Here is an 18,632-nt window from a genome sequence, read left to right on the forward strand (position 1 = left end):
CGGCTCTTCGCCGCTCTTGCGGTTCTTCTTGTGCTCAACTGATCTTGCGTCGGTAGGCGGCCATGGCGAAGGCGTACGAGACGACCAGGATGCCCACGCACCAGGCCAGCGCCACCCAGATGTCGTCACCGACCGGCTGCTCGGCGAAGAGCGCCTGGATGGTGTTGACGATCGAGGTCACCGGCTGGTTCTCGGCGAAGGCGCGCACCGGACCGGGCATCGTCTCCGTCGGTGCGAACGCCGAGCTGATGAACGGCAGGAAGATCAGCGGGTAGGAGAACCCGGTGGCTCCCTCCATGGTCTGCGCCGCCAGGCCGGGAATGACGGCCAGCCAGGTCAGCGCCAGGGTGAGCAGCGCCAGGATCCCGGCGACCGCGAGCCAGGCACCCAGCCCCGCCGAGGTGCGGAACCCCATCACGAACGCGACGCCCAGGATGATCACCAGGGTGAGCATGTTGGCCACCATCGAGGTGCCGACATGGGCCCACAGCACCGCGGACCGGGCGATCGGCATCGACTGGAACCGCTCGAAGATCCCGCCCTTCATGTCGGTGAAGAGCCGGAGCGCGGTGTAGGCGATGCCCGAGGCGATCGCCATGATCATGATCCCGGGAAGCACGTAGTTGACGTAGTTGTCGGTCCCGGTGCGGATCGCCCCGCCCAGCACGTAGACGAAGAGCAGCATCATCGCGATCGGGGTGAGCGCGGTGGTGATGATCGTGTCCGGGCTGCGGGTGATGTGTCGCAACGAGCGACCCAGCAGCGTGCTGGCATCGGCGAATGCGTGCTTGTTCATGACTGCCTCTTTCCGGTGAGCGAAAGGAAGATCTCTTCCAGCGACGGCTGCTTCTCGACGTACTCGACCTTCGCCGGCGGCAGCATCGCCTTGAGCTCGGCGAGGGTGCCGTTGGCGATGATGGTGCCGCCGTGGAGGATGGCGATCCGGTCGGCGAGCTGCTCGGCCTCCTCCAGGTACTGCGTGGTGAGCAGGACGGTCGTGCCCTGCTCGGTCAGCTCCTTGACGACCTTCCACACCTCCAGCCGCGCCTCCGGGTCCAGCCCGGTGGTCGGCTCGTCGAGGAAGATCACCGACGGCGAGCCGATCAGCGACATCGCGATGTCCAGCCGCCTCCGCATGCCGCCGGAGTACGTCGCGACCTTCCGGGCGCCCGCCTCGACCAGGTCGAACCGCTCGAGCAGCCCGTCGGCGATGTCGCCGGGGGAGGGGAGGTGGCGGAGCTTCGCGACCAGGACCAGGTTCTCCCGCCCGGTCAGGATCTCGTCGACCGCCGCGAACTGGCCGGTCAGCGAGATCGCCTCACGCACCCGCTGCGCCTCGTCCACAACCGAGGCGCCCTCGACCAGCGCCGCGCCGGCATCGGGTTTCAGGAGCGTCGAGAGGATGCGTACGGCCGTGGTCTTTCCGGCTCCGTTGGACCCGAGCAGCGCGAAGATCGAGCCTCGCGCCACCTCGAAGTCCACGCCCCTCAGCACCTGGTTGTCCTTGTAGGACTTCTCCAATCCCCGTACGGAGATCGCGGCTGTCGCGCTCATGACTCGTCCTCCTTGTTGATGGCCTCGATGGCGTCGGTGAGCCGAGCGCGCTCCTTCTTGATCCAGGCGCCCTCGGAGTAGTTGCTCGCGAACTCCTCGGCGAACTCGACGGGGTTGTCGCCGACGATCGCGCTGACCGGGGTGCCGTCGGCGGCGCCCTGCTCGAAGAGGTCGAGGAGGTCCTCGGCCATCGCCGTCAGGATCGTGCCGTCGGCGATGCCGGCGGAGTACATCAGGTAGCGCTCGACTGCGTCGTGCGCCTTGCGGTGGCTCTCGGGGAGCTGCTGCTTGCGGGACTTGAGCTGCCGCCAGCGCTTCTTGAGCTCGAGCTCGCCGACGACGGTCTCGAACATCGATCGGATAGACATGTCCTACTTCCCTTCCGTGCGGAGGCTCTCCAGCCGTTCGGCCAGGAACCCCCAGGTGGTCCAGAACTCTTCGAGGTACTTCTCGCCATCTGCGTTGAGCGAGTAGACCTTCCGCGGCGGCCCCTTCTCGGACGGCCGCTTCTCCACGTCCACCAGCCCGTTCTTCTCGATCCGGACCAGCAGCGCGTAGACCGTGCCCTCGGCGATCTCGGTGAACCCCTGGCTCCGCAGCCAGGTCGTGATCTCGTATCCGTACGCCGGGTTGCCGGTCAGGAACGCCAGCACGATCCCCTCCAGCGTCCCCTTGAGCATCTCGGTCATCTGCTTGCCCATCGGGCACCTCCTTCCACTACTCAGTGTTGCTGACTACTGGTACATAGTAGCGCTGAGTAGTGACGAAAGGTCAAGTCCTTTGGTCGGCTGGGGTCCGAGGGTGGCGGCTACGCTCCTGCTCGGAAGGCGGCTAAGTAGTCGTGCGCCACGTAGTGACAGTCATTGACCGTCGCTGAAGCGTCTGAAACTTTTATGTTTAGAACCCCGGCAACGGGGTATGAGGTGGTTGTAACCATCACCAAGAGTCTTGGGGGGCGCGCATGACCGTGCAGATGATCGAGGCGGACGTCAGGAAGTCCGCGCAGAAGATCCAAGCAGCAGCGAACAATGTCAAAGGGATCGACTTCTCTGACTCGATCAGTGCGATCACCTCCGCCCTCCCTGACAGCACGTGCGTCGGTGCGGCGAACAAGCTCAAGACAGAGCTGAAGACCAACCTCGACGCGTGGGTGAAGTCGGCGAACAGCCACCACGAGCTCACGAACAACGCGGCCGACCACATCGTCGCCTCCGACGAGACCAGCCAGCGCACCGGCAACAAGATCAACCAGCAGGTCGGTCCGCGATGACCGTCACCTACGAGAAGCTCCAGAGCTGGAAGCCCGACGGGCTGAGCGACGCCGCCGACAAGCTCAACAACCTGCGCAAGAAGCTCATCGACCAGCAGGACGAGATGGACGCCGGCAAGCCGCCGGAGACCTGGCAGACGCCCAACAGCTCAGAGGCTGCACGCAGCCGCCACAAGCGCCTGGTCGAGGACCTGAACGACATCGCTGCTCCGTTGTCGGCGGTCGTCGCCGGTCTCGACAGTGCGGCGTCGTCTCTCCGCAGTGCCAAGGAAGCCGCGAAGAGCGCGTACGACGGCGCCATCGGCAAGGGCTGGACGGTGAAGTTCCCCGGCGGCACTCAGGTCGAGATCGAGGACCCGACGCCGCCCGAGTCGAAGGCGCCCGGTAATCGTCGAGGCGCGCCCGTCGGTCACCCCGAGCAGGACACGATGGACTCCTACGCCGAGACGATCTCGAAGGCGTTGGCGGATGCGACCGAGGCCGAGACGGAGCTGGAAGGGGTCCTCACCACCGCGACGAACGGTGGCTACGACGGCGGCGACGGCGAGATCGCCGACGCCATTCCGCCCGAGATCGGCAAGATCCTTGCGTCCGGCCAGGAGGATGGCGACAAGCCGGACAAGGCAGCGATGCAGCGCTACGCCGCCTACATGGATGAGCTCGAGGACGAGCCGGAGCTCAAGCGCGAGATCATGAGTCAGATGGGTCGCGAGGGCATCGCCAACGCCCTGGACAACGCCAAGGATGTCGGCGTCGACCTTCACGCTGCCCTGGGTGCAACGGGCCGAGGCGTGATCGAGGACTGGGTCGAGTCCGACATCAAGAACAAGTCGGTCACCGGCGACAGCGCGACCCTTCTGGAGCACTACTCCAAGGATTCGGCGTTCGCCAAGGAGCTTTACTCCAACGTCAAGCCTGAAGAGTTCGCCGACGCCATCGAGGACCTCAACAAAGAGGCGTTCCCTAGCTCGGGACGCATCGATGAGGCAGAGAAGGACGCCTACTCGAGGTTCTTGAAGGGTGCTGGTGCCACGTTGGCAACGTACTCCAACGGGCTCAGCCCTGAGGACGCCAAGGCACTGGGCCAGACGTGGACCGAAAAGATCACCCGCGGTGAGGGTGCTGACGCAGCGGCCCTCAGCCTTCTGTTCAAGAAGGGCGGTGAAGTTGCCGAGTATCAGACCGACTTCGCCTACAACCTCGCGAACGGGGTGTACGAGTTCGAGCAGAACTGGATCAAGGAGCATGAGGGCGAGCCGCTGTGGCGCGGCCGGTCGGACGGAATCCTCGACCCGGACGATGCCGAGGGTCATCCCGCCGCGGGACGTGCGCCGGCGAAGTGGACCGCTGGGTTTGCCACGGATGCGCTCGGGAACATTCTCGGCGGTCTCAACCACTCCCCGGACGCGGCTCAGCGGTTCTTCATGGACGGCTATCCCGACGGAGACACCAGCAAGGACAACGAGCGGCTCAAGTACCTCATGCTCGAACGGACGTTTTCTGGCGAGGCGGAGTCGGACGAGGGTGACGGCCTGGGCATGGCGCTCGAGGCGGCGACAATCGGCGACCGCAGCCTCGCCGATGGTGACAAGTTCGTTCCTGGAACATCCATGAAGCAGAACGAGTTCAGCGCCGCGCTCGCCTCAGACATGATGCAGACCATCGCCGACTACAGCGGTCGCGATGATGGTGGGGACTGGGATATGTGGCGCCCAGAGGATCGCTGGCACATCTGGCCCGAGATGAAGGACAGTCTAGGCACCATCACATCCGGCTACGCCAACGACATCTTCGATCTGATGAAGCCTGAAGGTGCCACCCAGACCGGCGCTGACGAACTTCACATCAGCAAGGAAGACTTCAAGTTCGTCCTGGGTGAGCTTGGCCGTGGCGAGGACAAGTCCGGCGCCGAGATGCTCGGTGCGGCACTAGTCCAAGAGGGAAACCTACGCATCCAGGACAAGATCATCGAGGAATTCAAGGATGAGCCGGGCGTTCCGTCTCTGAGAGAGATCAATGCGCGGCTCGGGCTCGATATCAACGGCATCAACACCCAGATGGGAAGCGTCCTCTCCGAGACGATCGCCCACTCGGCGGTCATTGACATCGACGAAGAAAATCGCGCCAAAGCGCAGGCAGCCTTCATGGAGAAGGCTTTCAGCATCGGCACAGAGTTTGTTCCTGGTGCGGGCGACGTGCTCACTGACGCGTTCAAGGACAAGATCGGCAAGGTCGGTGAACACTTTCTGACGTCGACCGTAGACACTGCATCCGGGGAGGGCCTTGACGCCCTGAAGAGCGCGGTCGGTGAAGGCCCCAAGGGCGACGAGTGGAGAGAAGGGCAGCACGCCAGTGGTTCCCAGTTGCTTGAACGAAGCATGCTCAACACCTACATTCGGATGGGTGTGATCCCTGCTTCGGACATCGGTCCGGAGCTCCTCGTCCAGACCGCAGACGGGGTGAAGTTTCGAGACGACGTCTACTCGGGCGAGGACATCAAGGATCCGCAGAGTCCTCTTGGGCGGGCGTTCGATCAGTGGACGTCCAGCGCCTCTTACGATCAGTTCGGCGGCTTGACCGCTGACGGAAAGCAGCAGTTCGAGATCGACTACGCCAACGATCTCGAGGCAGTCAAGAAGTTCGTCGAGGAGAAGTACGAGCCGCGAGCCGATTCGTATGAGCCGTGAGGAGAGCAGTGAATCGACCAATAGCGTTTGCTGTGGTGTGCGTGGTCGTCATTTCCGTAGTTGCGTGCGGGCAAGAGAAGTCATCCAGTCCCAAGGAGTCGGCGATGCAGTGTGACGTTCTGAGCGGCGAATATTTGAACTCGCTAACCGGCGTTAGTGACCTTCATGATGAGAAGACGGACGTCGCGGTCGGCAGCATGGATTGCGTCTGGCGTGATCCTGCCAGCGATCGGTGGGTAGTGCGTGCGATCGTGCGACAGCTCGATGGTGCCGAACGCTCCAAGGCTGAGGCGATGGTTGCGGACGAGAAGGTCGACCTCGAGGGCGAGGCGGTCGATGTGCCGGCCCTCGCCGAGCTCGGTCCCGGCTACGTCGAGCATTGGTCGAGCGACGGCAGCCAGGATGAGTTCAAGGCCGTAGTGGTCGCGAATTCCTACCTGCTTCGCGTGAGTTACCGACCGAGCGACGCCAAACTGAGCGACGCCGCCACGGCGGTCGTGGATATGGCTGCGACGCTCAGTGGAGATCTCCCGAAGGTGGAAGCCGCGTCACCGACAAGCCAAGGATCCTACGGGACAGATGGATCTGGCGACGCTGCGGTTACTGCCTCCTCGGATCTGTCGAGCAGGCTGGGCTAGGGATTAGAGCGGAATGTCGAACCCAAGCAACCCGGGCGCAGGTCCGTCGTGGCCGGCGCCCGGAGTTCCCGCGCCTCGCTCTGGCGCTCGGCGCGCCAGCGGATGGCTCGGGCCGGCCGGACTCGGGTTTGCGGCGGGGATGCTGGGGGTCGTCGCCCTGGTGCGGGTGATCGTCGGCATGCCGAAGGTCAGCCAGGGCTACTACAACTCCCTCTACCGGTTCGAGGACCGCCCGGTCATCTGGGTCATTCTCGGGCTGCTGATGATCGCCTCGATCGTCCCGATCGGCATCGCTGTCGTCCTCGGCCACGTCGGCCTGGGTCAGGCGAAGGCGGCCGGAACCAGCGCCGCCGTCTCGGGGATAGCGCTCGGGATCGGCTACACGCTGGCCGTCTTCTGGGTCGTACGAATCGTCAACGCGATCACGAACGCCGCCGAGCTCAACGGCGGGTTGCGGATTTTCATCGAGTACGTCGGGCTCTGGGCCTGACGTGGCCGTTCAGTCTCGGGAAGCGCGGCCGCCGACCCTGGTGATCGGGTCGGTGCTGGCGCTGCTGTACGCGGTCGGCTCGCTGATCATCTGTTTGCGGGTCATCGGCATGGTGTTCGAGGACGAGGGCACCCGCCTGAGCAGCGGTGAGCAGTCGGGGCTGGCTGTCGCCTGCACGGGGATCGCGGTCACCGTGTTCGGGATCTTCTGCATCCTTCGCGGTCTTCATCGCCGGATCTGGGCGCTGACCTTGGTGGTGATCGGGCTCGGGGTCGGTGTCTTCGTCGGCATCGGGATCACGGTGATGGCGTTCGAGGCGGACGAGGGCGGGCTGTTCAGCAGCGGCTGGTTCTGGCTCGTGATCACGTTGGTCATGATCGCCCCGGTCGTTCTGCTGAGCATCGCGATCTCGAAGCTGCCGTCGCCGCACGAGTCCACGACGACCGGGCCGCCCTGACGGCGGCGCCGTCAACGTACGTCGGCCCAGAACCTCTCCAGCTCGGCGTCGAGCTCGGCCGCGACCTGCATGGGCAGGGAGTGGGTGGTCTTCGGCCAGACCTTGACGGTCGCGCCGGGGATCCGCCGGGCCTTCTCGGCCGCGTCCTCGCCGCCGGCCAGCGACTTGTCGCTCGCGATGGCGACGTAGACAGGCATCCGGAGAGCGCGCAACTGCTCGTCGGTCAGCCGTGAGGGCGTCGGGAGGCTGCCGGAGTCGAAGTGCGCCGTACCGGCCGCGATCATTCGAGCCATCGGGTCGTCCGGGTCGACCTCGTCGTCCTCGACGCCGCCGATCCGGTTCAGTGCGTGGTCGCGCCAGGAGTCGGGCAGGAACGGGAGTACGGCCACCGCGGACCAGCCGATCGCCCAGGCAGGCAGCATGCCGAACGTCATGATCGGCTCGAGCAGGGTCAGGCTGGCCAGCCGATCCGGGTAGCGCACGGCGACGGCCGCGGCGAGCCCTCCGCCTTGGGAGTGACCGACCAGGTGGATCCGGTCGAGCTCGAGACCGTCCAGCGCCTCCTCGACCCAGCGGGCGTTGTCGTCCATGCCACGCAGCGGAAGGGTCTGCTCGGAGAGCCCGCTGTCGCCGATCGCGTCGAACGCGTAGACGGTGCGGTGCTCGGCGAAGTCCCGCAGGTTCTCTCCCCACATGGGTACGCCGCTGGCCCGTCCCGGCACCAGCACGACCGGGACATCGTCGACCGGGTTCGGGTTCAGCCATGCGTACGCACGGACCGTGCCGAAGGTGGTCTCGACGTCATGCGTCTCGGTCGGCTTCGGCAGTGCGGCGAAGGCGGCGTCGTACGCCTCGATGTAGGCCTGGCGTCCCGCTGGCGTGCGGAAATGGCCGACGCCGGGGCCGCTCGTGCCGAGCACCATCACCAGGCACCCCGTCGAGACGACCGCGATGGCGGTGAGGAGGACCACCGGCCAGCGTCGGCGCTTCCTGTGCGGTTCGACGTCCTCATTCTCGATGTCCCCGTCCATGTCGTCCCCTCGTTTGCGATAACGATGCGATCGCATTGAAACCGTTACGATGCGACTGTATTGCTAGCCTGGGCGTCATGCCAAGAGCCGTCGACCACGAACAGCGCCGGTTCGAGATCGTCGCCGGGCTCTGGCAGATCGTCGCCGAGCAGGGGATCGAGGGCATCAGCCTGCGGACCGTCGCCGCCCGGGCCGGCGTCTCGATGGGCCGCGTACAGCACTACTTCGGCACCAAGGACGCGTTGGTCGTCGCCGGCATCGACCTGCTCGTCAAGCGCGCCGTCATCGAGTACGAGGCGACCGCCGACCGTCCGCCCGCCGACCGTCTCCTCCACATCCTGCTCCAGCAGATCCCGGCCACCGAGGCCGGTCGCATCGGGGTCACTGTGTGGTACGCCTACGTCGCCAAGGCGATGACCCACACGGCCGTACGCCAGATCCTGGCCGACGCGACCCGGGTGGGCGTCGAGGAGTGCACTCGCCACATCCAGGAGGCGGACGGTCTCGATGAGGCCGAGGCGCGAGCCCGTGCCATCGAGCTGCTCGCACTCTCCGACGGTCTCACCCTGCGGGTCCTCGTCGGTGACATCACCGCCGAAGAGGCCGAAGCCTCGATCAGGGCATACAGGTCGCGCCTACTGAGGTCATGAAGAAGAGGACGCGGCCGCGGGACGAGCCGGCGTACTCGGCCTCGCTGCCGCGCACCGTGACCACCTCGCCGTTCGCGCGCGATTCGATCTCCACCGAGGCGCCCTCGCTGCCGGCCAGGGCGTGCAGGGCGTCGGGGTTGGCGACCTTGTCCTGGGCGTTCCACTTCACCGTCTGCTCGAACTTCGGCTTCAGCCGCCGGCACTCCTCCTTGGAGCGCGCAGCCGCCTCGTCCTCCTTCTCCCGCGCTTGGGCGAAGCCTTCGGCCAGGGGGTCCGAGGTCGCCGTTCCGGTCGGGGAGTCGTCCGACTCCGGCGTACCGCCGCCCGGGCCGCCGAAAGCGAAGATGGCGGCGAAGACGAGGAGGGCGATACCGAGGACGGCCGAGCCGAAGCGGGTCACACCGAGGTAGAGGTCGGAGGGTTCCGCGTCGCGGAACTTCCAGCCCTCTTCGAGGAAGAACCCGACCTCCGGCCGGGCGGCGATGAAGAAGGACCATGCGGCCCCGAGAACCAAGATGATCGCGAGCAGCATCACGGGATACGTATACCCCGAGTCGGGCACCGGCCGCGCACCCGGTGAACGAAAGTTCGTTCGCCCGGGATGCGCCGCGAGCGTGGTCCGGCACCAGCCTCGGCAGGATTCGCTACGCCGGAACCAGCCCGGGCCTGCCGGACTCGGTGAAGAAGCGTCCACCGACGGTCAGCGGTGCGCCGGGCGTGCTGACGTACGGGACGTTCTTGTAGGTGATCTCCGCGCCGGTCGCGTCGAGCGAGACGGTCGTGTAGCCACGGAGGCCGTTGTAGAACTTCATGTGCGGGTTGCGCTCCAGGTACGCGGCCCAGTTGGCCGGGTGCTCGGCACCGTTGCCGCCGGAGGTGATCGAGCTGGTGACGATCTCGGTGCCCATGATCCGCGAGGACGGGTCGTCGAAGTCGTCGTGGATGTCGAGGCCGTAGTGGACGTGTACGTCACCGGTCAGCACCATCAGGTTCGACTGTTCGGACGCCTTCCAGCCCTCGAGGATCCGGCGCCGCGAAGCGGGGTAGCCGTCCCACGAGTCCATCGAACGGGTGCCGTCGCCGGACGGGTGGTCGCGGCGCGAGAAGGTGACCTGCTGCGGGACGACGTTCCACGTCGCCGCGGAGCGGCGCCAGCCGTTGATCAGCCACTGCTCCTGCTCGTTCCCCGGCAGCGTCATCGATTCCGCCTCGGACTCCGCCGACGGCACCTTCCAGCCGTCGCCGTTGGCCTGGTTGGTGCGGTACTGCCGGGTGTCGAGGATGTCGAACTGGGCCAGCCGGCCCCACTGCAGCCGCCGGTAGAGCCTCAGGTCGGGGCCGGTCGGCTGCTGCGGGAGCCGCAGCGGCTGGTTCTCCCAGTAGGCCCGGTAGGCGGCGGCGCGGCGTACCAGGAACTCCTCGGGCGGCACCGAGTTCTCGGGGGTGTCGGCGGCGTAGTTGTTCTCGGTCTCGTGGTCGTCCCAGGTGACGATGAACGGGTGCGCGAGGTGGGCCGCGATCTGGTCCGGGTCGGACTTGTAGAGCCCGTAGCGAGCCCGGTAGTCGTCCAGCGTGACGGTCTCGTGGTTGAGGTGTGCGGGCAGCGGCTGGGTATAGGCGCGCGTCCCGGCAGAGGCGTTCACGGCGTACTCGTAGAGGTAGTCGCCCAGGTGGAAGACGGCGTCCACGTCCTCACCGGCAAGATGCTTGTACGCGGTGTAGTAGCCCTGGTCGTAGCGCTGGCACGAGGCGAGGGCGAAGGTCAGCGACGACACCGCGGCACCCACGGCCGGGGCGGTCCGGGTCCGTCCGACCGGGCTGATCCACCGGCCGACCCGGAAGCGGTAGAAGTACTCGGTCGCGGCGTCCAGGCCGCGGACCTCGGCGTGCACCGAGTGGTTGAACTCCGTGTGCGCGGCAGCGGCGCCGCGGCGTACGACCCGGGTGAAGGCGGCGTCGCGGGCCACCTCCCACGCGACGTCGAAGCGCGCGGGCGGCATCCCGCCGGTGGGCTCCAGCGGTAGGGGAGCGAGCCGGGTCCACAACAGCACCGAGTCGGGCAGCGGGTCGCCCGACGCGACGGCGAGGGTGAACGGGTCCGAGGTGATGGCGGACGGAGAGCCGGCCGGGGCGGCGAAGGCGCCGGTACGCGGCAGGCCGGTCGTGAACGCCAACGCGGTCGCGGCGGCCGAGACGGTCAGGAAGCGGCGGCGGTCGAGGCCTCGAAGGGCGCCGCGGAGATCAGGAGTGTTGCTGGGGCCAGGCATGGACGTGCTCCTGTCGATATGGGGGTTATCGACATCAGCGAAGCGGTGCCTGGTGAAGGCCTCGTGAAGTGCGGGGGAGGGGTGGGCTACGGCTTGGTGCCCTCGACGGGCTCGGAGGTCTGATCGGCGGTCCGGTGCACCGGACACCCCGGCGCGAAGGTGCCGAGGGCCTCGGTGTCGAACCCGTGGGGATAGCTGCGGATGCGCGGCATGTCCCGGACGTACGCAGGTTTCCGTCGTGCCGGCAGCAGAGCCACCACACGTGCCCGCGCCTTCAGCGCCCCGCGCGACAGCGCCCGCGGGAGACGCCCGGGCTCGGGATAGCCGAACGCCTCGAGCAGATGCGGCTCCATCAGCGACAGCGAGAAGATCCGGATGAGCGGTGCCAGCGGGCGCGGGTAGAAGGTGGTCAGCAGCTCGAGGGTCGAGTCGGCGACGGCACGGCCGCCCTCGTCGTACCCGAAGTGCTCGGCCTCGTAGGTGTCGAGCAGCTGCTCGAACTCCTCGTAGGTCGCCGGGATGTCCTTGATCCCCATCCGCTTCCCGAGCGCCTGGTAGTAGCGCAGCGCCGCGAGCTGCTCGTCGGAGGTCGACTGCCGCCAGCCGAACTCCTGGTTCCAGCGCCGCGGGATCACCACGAACGTCGAGAGGACGTAGCGCATGTCGTCGTTGGAGATGTCGTACATCCGGTGCATCTGGTTGATCCGCCGCACCGCGGCCCGGCCGCGAGGGCTGTCCAGGTCCTCGATCGCCGCGTCCTCCAGCAGCAGCGCGGTGTCGTCGTAGCGCTTCTGGGTGTGCTCGGTGAACTGGTGGGTGTCGGCCAGCAGCCGGCCGATCGAGGGCACCGCATAGGTGCGGAACAGCGCGAAGCTCAGCGCCTGAGTCGTGTCCCACGGGAACTCGTAGAGCCCCAGACGCCTCGAGATCTCCTGGAACTCGGTCTCCGGGTCCAACCCGGCCGTGCGCGCCCGCCTGTGACAATTCAGCTTGGGCATCGTGCCTCCTCGCTCGATACATAACTGTATCGTGATCTGGGTCACTTGTCGTGGCCTTCCCCGTAGTGTCTTCGGCATGGAGAAGTCGGGAACGCAGTCGCCCCTGTCCCTCGCTGCCGCCGAGGCGGTCCGGACGTACGCCGCCACCACCCGCTCCGCGCTCGGCACGGCCGAGTCCCCGGTGATCTCGTACGCAGGTCTGTGGCTGCTCCTCGCCTCGCTGGCGCCGGCGTCGGAGACCGAGACCGGCGAGATTCTTGGGCTGAACCGCGCCGACGCCCGGGCTGCCGCGCTGACGCTGCTGGAGGCGCCGCACCCCACGATCGGAGCCGCCGTGGCCGGCTGGCTGCGCCCCGGGATCGAGCTCACGAAGGGCCTGCCCGTGCTGCTCGACCCGCTCCCGGAGCAGGCCGGGCTCGACGCGTGGGCCGCGGAGAACACCCGCGGCCTGATCAAGGAGTTTCCGCTCGAGATCGACGCCCGGACGCTGCTCGTGCTGGCCTCGGCGCTGGTGGTGACCCCGCGCTGGAGCGAGCCGCTCGACGACGGCGGCGACGGGCTGCTCCTGCTCGAGGGCGGCTTCCAGGCGGTGGTGGAGACCGAAGCCGCCGGCCCGGTCGCGGTCGCCTGTCCGTCGAGCGAGGACGGCATCTCGGTCTACTCCGTGATCGCCGCGCCGGACGTCACCGCCGACGACGTGTGGCGGGCCGCCGACGAGGTCGTCCGGAGGATCGACGCGGGCGAGGTGCGCAACCGCGCCTTCGAACCCGATGACGACGGTGGCCACGCCTGGACGGTCGACGAGGTCACGATCTTCGGTGGCTCACCCGCCGACCGCTGGCGCAGCCACCTTCCGGAGTGGAGCGCCGAGGACCGCCATGACCTCTCGGCCGCGCCGGGGGTCGGCGAGATCGCCCGCGGCGTGATGGCCGCGGTCGAGGAGGAGTCGGAGGCTGCCTGCGTACAGAAGGCGGTCGCGTCCTACGACCGTGAGGGTTTCGAGGCGGCCGCGGTGACCGGGATGATGGTCCGGGCAGCCGCCGCGCCGCGCGAGACGAAGGTGCGGCAGGTCGACCTGAGGTTCGACCGGCCGCACGCGGTGGTGGCGGTCGCGCGCGGGGGAGCCTGGGAGGGCATCCCGCTCTTCAGCTCCTGGGTGACCCCGGCATAATTTCCGCCATGGATGCGCACCCCCCGATCGCCGGCCGTTACCGGCTCCTCGCCCTGCTCGGAGCCGGCGGCATGGGAGAGGTCTGGCGGGCGCGTGACACCGTCCTCGACCGTGATGTGGCGGTGAAGCTGCTGCGCGACGTGGACGACCCGACGATGGCCGAGCGGTTCCGCCGGGAGTCCCTCTCGACGGCTCGGGTCGTCCATGACGACGTGGTCAAGATCTTCGACGCGGGCAGCGACGACAACGACGTCTTCCTGGTGATGGAGCTGCTGCCCGGCCCGACCCTGGCCGAGCCGATCCGGCAGCACGGCGCGATGCCGGTCGACATGGCGGTCGAGTACACCCGCCAGGTCGCCGGTGCCCTCGGCGCCGCTCACCGGGCCGGTGTGGTGCACCGCGACATCAAGCCGGCCAACCTCATGTTCGACGGCGACGGCCGGCTGACCGTGCTCGACTTCGGCATCGCGTACGCCATGACGGGGGTCGACGCCGGGCTGACCCAGACCGGCCACGTCATCGGGAGCCCGTCCTACCTCTCGCCCGAGCAGGCCGCCGGCGACCCGGTCGGACCGCCCGCGGACGTCTACTCGCTGGGCTGCGTGCTCTTCGAGATGCTCACCGGCAAGGTGCCCTACTCCGCCCCACATCCGGTGAAGATCCTGCACATGCACCTCAGTGACCCGGTGCCGCGCATCACCGACTTCCGCTCGGTGCCCGCACCGCTGGCGCGGCTGGTCACCCGCATGCTCGACAAGAACCCGGCCGCCCGGCCCTCGATGGACCAGGTCGGGCACGAGCTCGGCTATGTGCTCAGCGGCGCCGACCCCGACGCCACCGACCTGCTGGGCTCCGGGCAGGCGCCGCGTCCGACCCAGGCGATGCCGCAACGGCCCCTTGATGAGCCGATGGCGCTGCCCGGCTCCCGCACCGGCGTCCTGCCCCGGCCCGACGCCCCGCCGCCCGTACGCGGGCCGCGCCCGGGGTCGCTGCGGAGGTTCCCGACCGGCCGTCTCCTCGGAGCCGCGGCGCTCGTGATCGCGTGCCTCTTCGCCGCCTCGTGGCTGGCTGCGTACGAGCCCGCGCCGGCCGAGGCCGACCAGCCGTCCCAGAGCTCCGACAACTCCAGCGGCTCCGACAACAACACCGACACCGGCTCCGACGACTCCGCCGACGAGAACACCGACGAGAACACCGACGAGAACACCGACGCGTCGGACAACAAGACCCTCAACCGGCTCGACCGGCTGGACCGCTGGCGGGAGAACCTGGAGAGCTGGAACGTCATCGACGAGGGCCAGTCCCAGGAGTGGGAGGACCAGATCCAGGACATCCGCGACCTCGTCGAGAAGGGTGAGAGCGCCAAGCGCGAGATGGAGCAGCTCCGCGACGAGTTCGACAGCCTGGGCAAGCGCGACGGCAAGGACGGCGAGAAGATCCTCGACGGGCTGCTCAAGGGCAACTGACCTGAGGAAACGGGTGCGCGACCCGGCGTGAGGGTGCAGACTTCGCGTCCATGACCCGACTCCAGCTGGCCCGGACGGCGGTCTTCGTCGCCTTCGCGATCCAGGGACTGACCTTCGCATCGCTGATCACCCGGCTCGAGTCGATCGCGACCAAGCTCGATCTCAGCGCCGGCGACGTCTTCGTCGTGCTCGGAGTCACCACCGCGATCGGGGCGCTGGGCAGCGTCGTCGCGGGTCACCTCGCGACCAGGATCGGCAGCGCCGCAACCCTGTCGCTGATGCTCGGCGGTGCGTCCCTGGCCGCCGTCGCGCCCGCCTTCGCGCCGACCATGGCGACCCTGCTGGTTCTCAACGGCGTCTACGGCTTCTTCCTGGGCGGCGTCGACGCGTCGATGAACATGCAGGGCACGGCCACCCAGGACGCGTACGCCCGCCCGCTGATGAACGGCTTCCACGCGATGTGGAGCGCGGCGGCCGTCCTCGGCGCCGTCTACGCGACCGTGACGATCGCCCTCGGCGTACCTCTGGGTTTCGACATGATCCCGATCGCGCTCATCGGCCTGGCGGCCAACGCTGCCACGTTCCGGCTCCTGCTGCCGCCGGAGGCGGTCGACGCCGCCGAGCACCGGACCAGCAGTACGCAGCGTCCCAAGCCCCAGCTGCCGTGGCTGCCCCTCCTCCTGGTGGCGGTGCCCACCTTCGCGATGTGGTTCATCGACTCCGCGGCCTCGGCCTGGGGTGGGATCTACGTCGTCGACGGCCTGGGCGCCGTCGCCGCGGTCGGGCCGGCGATCTACGCCGCCTACCAGCTGGTCCTCCTGGTCGTACGGCTCCCCGGCGACCGCCTCGTCGCCCGCTTCGGTCCCGAGCGGGTGATCCGGACCGGCGGGATCGTCGGCGTCGGCGCCCTGGTGCTGATCGTCGCCGCCCCGCACTGGAGCGTCGCCGCCGTCGGCTTCGCCGTCCTCGGCGGCAGCCTCGCGATGGTCCCGCCGCAGTCCTTCGTCGCCGCCGCCCACATCTCCCCGGACAACGCCGAGGAGGCGATCGCCCGCGTCAATCTCGCCAACTACGCCGGCTACCTCGCCGCCGCCTCCCTCATCGCCGGCGTCGCCGAGCTCTTCGGCGAGCGCTCGATGTTCGTCATCCCGCTGGCGATCTCCGTGCTGATCCCGCTGATGGCCCGCCGCTTCGCCACCCGCCCTGCTTCCGAGGCGGTGAACCTCGGCTGATCCGGCCGAAAATTTCCTCCGCCGTTTCTTGACTCATTCAGGATTTCGCGTAGTGTCTGAGGCGTGGGGAACGCGGACTACGAACAGTTGCTGAGAGGTGCCTCCCTGCGCGTCACTCGCCCGCGAGTGGCCGTTCTGGGGGCCGTCACCGAGAACGCGCACGCCGACACCGAGACCATCCTCGGAGCGGTGCGCGAGCGGCTTCCGGACGTCTCCCATCAAGCCGTCTACGACTCCCTCGCCGCCCTCTCGGCGGCCGGGATCGTACGCCGCATCCAGCCGTCCGGCTCGGTGGCTCGTTACGAGACCCGGGTCGGGGACAACCACCACCACGTGGTCTGCCGCTCCTGCGGGAGCATCGCCGACGTCGACTGCGCCGTCGGCCATGCGCCCTGCTTGACGGCATCGGACGACAACGGCTTCGTCGTCGACGAGGCCGAGGTCATCTACTGGGGCACCTGTCCGCAGTGCCAGGCCGCCCAGCGCAAGAACTGAGCAGCGCAGCAATGATCCGAACAAGAAGGACTGGAACCTGATGTCTGAAGAGTCCGTGAGCAAGTGCCCGGTCATGAACGCCGGCCGCGTTCACCCGACCGTCGGCAGCGCCAACCAGGAATGGTGGCCCAACAAGCTGAACTTGAAGATCCTGGCCAAGCATCACCCTGCGGCCAACCCGGTCGACCCCGACTTCGACTACAAGACGGCCTTCGAGGCGCTCGACCTGGCCGCCGTGAAGGCTGACATCGCCGCGGTCCTGACCGACTCCAAGGACTGGTGGCCGGCCGACTTCGGCAACTACGGCCCGTTCATGATCCGTCTCGCGTGGCACGCCGCGGGCACCTACCGCAGCCACGACGGCCGCGGTGGCGCCGGCAGCGGTCAGCAGCGCTTCGCGCCGCTCAACTCCTGGCCCGACAACGTCTCCCTCGACAAGGGCCGCCGTCTGCTGTGGCCGGTCAAGGCCAAGTACGGCCAGGCGCTCTCCTGGGCCGACCTGTTCGTGCTGGTCGGCAACGTCGCGCTGGAGACCATGGGCCTGAAGACCTTCGGCTTCTCCGGTGGTCGCGAGGACGTGTGGGAGGCCGACGACGACGTCTACTGGGGCCCCGAGAAGGTCTGGCTCGACGACGAGCGCTACACCGGCGACCGCGACCTGCAGGCGCCGCTGGCCGCCGTCCAGATGGGTCTGATCTACGTCAACCCGGAGGGCCCCAACGGTGACCCCGACCCGCTGAAGTCCGCGGTGGACATCAAGGAGACCTTCCGCCGCATGGGGATGAACTCCGAGGAGACCGTCGCCCTCATCGCCGGTGGCCACACCTTCGGCAAGACCCACGGTGCCCACCCCGACGACCTGATCGGTCCGGACCCGGAGGCCGCGCCCCTGGAGAACCAGGGCCTCGGCTGGAAGAACGGTCACGGCACCGGTGTCGGCCCCGACGCGGTCACCTCGGGCCTGGAGGTCACCTGGACCTACCACCCGACCCGCTGGGACAACGAGTTCTTCCACATCCTCTACGCCTACGACTGGGAGCTCACCGAGTCCCCGGCCGGCGCCAAGCAGTGGAAGCCGAAGAACAACGGCGGTGCCGACCTGGTGCCCGAGGCGTTCGGTGACGGCAAGCGCGAGCCGCGCATGCTCACCTCCGACCTCGCCCTGCGCATGGACCCCGAGTTCGACGCGATCTCGCGCCGCTTCAAGGACGACCAGGACGCCTTCTCCGACGCCTTCGCCCGCGCCTGGTTCAAGCTGACCCACCGCGACATGGGCCCGAAGAGCCGCTACGCCGGCGCCGAGGTCCCGGCCGAGGACCTGCCCTGGCAGGACCCGCTCCCGACCGGTTCGGCGGCCACCGACGACGCCTCGATCGCCGCCGCCAAGAAGGCGATCGCCGAGTCCGGCCTCACCGCTCAGCAGCTCGTCTCCACCGCCTGGAAGGCTGCGGCCACCTACCGCAACTCCGACAAGCGCGGTGGCGCCAACGGCGGTCGCATCCGCCTCGAGCCGCAGGTGTCCTGGAAGGTCAACCAGCCCGACGAGCTCAAGCCGGTCATCGCCGCCTACGAGCAGATCGCGGCCTCGACCGGTGTCTCCTTCGCCGACGTACTCGTCCTCGCCGGTGGCGTGGGTGTCGAGCAGGCCGCGAAGGCGGCGGGCTACGAGGTGACCGTGCCGTTCACGGCCGGCCGCGTCGACGCCACCCAGGAGCAGACCGACGCGGAGAACTTCGGCTGGCTCGAGCCGGTGGCCGACGGCTTCCGCAACTACGACTCCGGGTTCCTCAACCTGCCCTCCGAGTTCCTCTTCATCGACCGCGCCAACCTCCTGGGCCTCTCCGCCCCCGAGGCGACCGTCCTCACCGGTGGTCTGCGCGTGATCGGCAACAACTGGGACGGCTCGGACCTCGGTGTCTTCACCAAGACCCCGGGCGCCCTGACGAACGACTTCTTCGTCAACCTGCTCGACTACGACCAGCAGTGGACCCCGTCCGCAGACGAGACGACCTACACCAGCACCAACGGCTGGACCGGTTCGCGCGTCGACCTGGTCTTCGGCGCCAACTCCGAGCTCCGCGCCATCGCCGAGCTCTACGCCGGCGACGACGCCAAGGAGAAGTTCGTCAAGGACTTCGTCAGCGCATGGGTCAAGGTCATGGAGAACGACCGCTTCGACCTGAAGAAGTGATCTGAGGCCGTACGCCGCGGCGTACGACCGACACG

The 18,632-nt window shown here is 67.9% G+C and carries 19 protein-coding genes; 11 read left to right on the forward strand and 8 right to left on the reverse strand.

Annotation, left to right across the window (positions count from 1 at the left end):
* Window positions 1-34: 34 nt before the first annotated feature.
* From HD557_RS06355 to HD557_RS06370, 4 genes are read right to left on the reverse strand one after another with little or no spacing between them, the layout of a single operon-like run.
* Window positions 35-796: an ABC transporter permease gene (locus HD557_RS06355; protein ID WP_196873284.1), complete on the reverse strand. Its 762-nt coding sequence runs from the start codon at window positions 794-796 to the stop codon at window positions 35-37.
* Entirely contained in the window at window positions 793-1,554 is a 762-nt protein-coding gene (locus HD557_RS06360; RefSeq protein WP_196873285.1) for an ABC transporter ATP-binding protein, read from the reverse strand. Before HD557_RS06360 ends, HD557_RS06355 begins: the two co-directional genes overlap by 4 nt.
* Window positions 1,551-1,922 carry a DUF1048 domain-containing protein gene (locus HD557_RS06365; protein WP_231380198.1) on the reverse strand — a complete coding sequence of 124 codons (372 nt, stop codon included), beginning with the start codon at window positions 1,920-1,922 and terminating at the stop codon, window positions 1,551-1,553. The genes HD557_RS06360 and HD557_RS06365 overlap by 4 nt, the downstream gene beginning before the upstream one ends.
* A gap of 3 nt (window positions 1,923-1,925) precedes the next feature.
* Window positions 1,926-2,255: a PadR family transcriptional regulator gene (locus HD557_RS06370; RefSeq protein ID WP_008363644.1), complete on the reverse strand. Its 330-nt coding sequence runs from the start codon at window positions 2,253-2,255 to the stop codon at window positions 1,926-1,928.
* A gap of 260 nt (window positions 2,256-2,515) precedes the next feature.
* On the opposite strand from HD557_RS06370, the gene HD557_RS06375 reads away from it, so the two are divergent.
* The 5 genes from HD557_RS06375 (at window position 2,516) to HD557_RS06395 (ending at window position 7,096) form a co-directional block, all read left to right on the forward strand.
* The gene (locus HD557_RS06375) at window positions 2,516-2,824 is read left to right on the forward strand and encodes a hypothetical protein (protein ID WP_196873286.1); all 309 of its coding nucleotides are present in this window, start codon (window positions 2,516-2,518) and stop codon (window positions 2,822-2,824) included.
* Window positions 2,821-5,511, forward strand: coding sequence for a hypothetical protein (locus tag HD557_RS06380; protein WP_196873287.1), 2,691 nt, complete (start codon window positions 2,821-2,823; stop codon window positions 5,509-5,511). Before HD557_RS06375 ends, HD557_RS06380 begins: the two co-directional genes overlap by 4 nt.
* A gap of 104 nt (window positions 5,512-5,615) precedes the next feature.
* Window positions 5,616-6,149: a hypothetical protein gene (locus tag HD557_RS06385; RefSeq protein ID WP_196873288.1), complete on the forward strand. Its 534-nt coding sequence runs from the start codon at window positions 5,616-5,618 to the stop codon at window positions 6,147-6,149.
* Between the two features lie 139 nt (window positions 6,150-6,288).
* Window positions 6,289-6,639, forward strand: coding sequence for a hypothetical protein (locus HD557_RS06390; protein WP_196873289.1), 351 nt, complete (start codon window positions 6,289-6,291; stop codon window positions 6,637-6,639).
* A 1-nt stretch (window position 6,640) separates the two neighbouring features.
* The gene (locus HD557_RS06395; protein ID WP_196873290.1) at window positions 6,641-7,096 is read left to right on the forward strand and encodes a hypothetical protein; all 456 of its coding nucleotides are present in this window, start codon (window positions 6,641-6,643) and stop codon (window positions 7,094-7,096) included.
* A gap of 11 nt (window positions 7,097-7,107) precedes the next feature.
* Here the strand turns inward: HD557_RS06395 and HD557_RS06400 are convergent, their stop codons facing one another.
* Window positions 7,108-8,127: an alpha/beta fold hydrolase gene (locus HD557_RS06400; RefSeq protein WP_196873291.1), complete on the reverse strand. Its 1,020-nt coding sequence runs from the start codon at window positions 8,125-8,127 to the stop codon at window positions 7,108-7,110.
* Window positions 8,128-8,204: 77 nt separating this feature from the next.
* Between HD557_RS06400 and HD557_RS06405 the strand changes: the two genes are divergently transcribed.
* Window positions 8,205-8,777 (forward strand): TetR/AcrR family transcriptional regulator, encoded by a 573-nt coding sequence (locus HD557_RS06405; protein WP_196873292.1) that lies wholly within the window; start codon window positions 8,205-8,207, stop codon window positions 8,775-8,777.
* Here the strand turns inward: HD557_RS06405 and HD557_RS06410 are convergent.
* The 3 genes from HD557_RS06410 to HD557_RS06420 form a co-directional block, all read right to left on the reverse strand.
* On the reverse strand, window positions 8,743-9,309 hold the full coding sequence (locus HD557_RS06410) for a DUF6199 family natural product biosynthesis protein (RefSeq protein ID WP_196873293.1): 567 nt from the start codon (window positions 9,307-9,309) through the stop codon (window positions 8,743-8,745). The two genes, HD557_RS06405 and HD557_RS06410, sit on opposite strands and share 35 nt — an antisense overlap.
* 112 nt (window positions 9,310-9,421) lie before the next feature.
* A complete protein-coding gene (locus HD557_RS06415; protein WP_196873294.1) occupies window positions 9,422-11,044 on the reverse strand; it encodes an alkaline phosphatase D family protein in 1,623 nt (540 codons plus the stop codon).
* A gap of 86 nt (window positions 11,045-11,130) precedes the next feature.
* Entirely contained in the window at window positions 11,131-12,042 is a 912-nt protein-coding gene (locus tag HD557_RS06420) for an oxygenase MpaB family protein (RefSeq protein ID WP_008363660.1), read from the reverse strand.
* A gap of 76 nt (window positions 12,043-12,118) precedes the next feature.
* On the opposite strand from HD557_RS06420, the gene HD557_RS06425 reads away from it, so the two are divergent.
* The 5 genes from HD557_RS06425 (at window position 12,119) to katG (ending at window position 18,597) form a co-directional block, all read left to right on the forward strand.
* Window positions 12,119-13,213: a hypothetical protein gene (locus HD557_RS06425; protein ID WP_196873295.1), complete on the forward strand. Its 1,095-nt coding sequence runs from the start codon at window positions 12,119-12,121 to the stop codon at window positions 13,211-13,213.
* 8 nt (window positions 13,214-13,221) lie between these two features.
* A complete protein-coding gene (locus HD557_RS06430) occupies window positions 13,222-14,679 on the forward strand; it encodes a protein kinase domain-containing protein (protein ID WP_196873296.1) in 1,458 nt (485 codons plus the stop codon).
* A 50-nt stretch (window positions 14,680-14,729) separates the two neighbouring features.
* Window positions 14,730-15,911 carry an MFS transporter gene (locus tag HD557_RS06435; protein ID WP_196873297.1) on the forward strand — a complete coding sequence of 394 codons (1,182 nt, stop codon included), beginning with the start codon at window positions 14,730-14,732 and terminating at the stop codon, window positions 15,909-15,911.
* 63 nt (window positions 15,912-15,974) lie between these two features.
* On the forward strand, window positions 15,975-16,406 hold the full coding sequence (locus HD557_RS06440; protein ID WP_008363669.1) for a Fur family transcriptional regulator: 432 nt from the start codon (window positions 15,975-15,977) through the stop codon (window positions 16,404-16,406).
* A gap of 40 nt (window positions 16,407-16,446) precedes the next feature.
* Window positions 16,447-18,597 carry a catalase/peroxidase HPI gene (katG, locus tag HD557_RS06445; protein WP_196873298.1) on the forward strand — a complete coding sequence of 717 codons (2,151 nt, stop codon included), beginning with the start codon at window positions 16,447-16,449 and terminating at the stop codon, window positions 18,595-18,597.
* Window positions 18,598-18,632: the final 35 nt, after the last annotated feature.

Source organism: Nocardioides luteus, assembly GCF_015752315.1.
In the GTDB taxonomy this organism is placed as follows: Bacteria; Actinomycetota; Actinomycetes; order Propionibacteriales; family Nocardioidaceae; genus Nocardioides.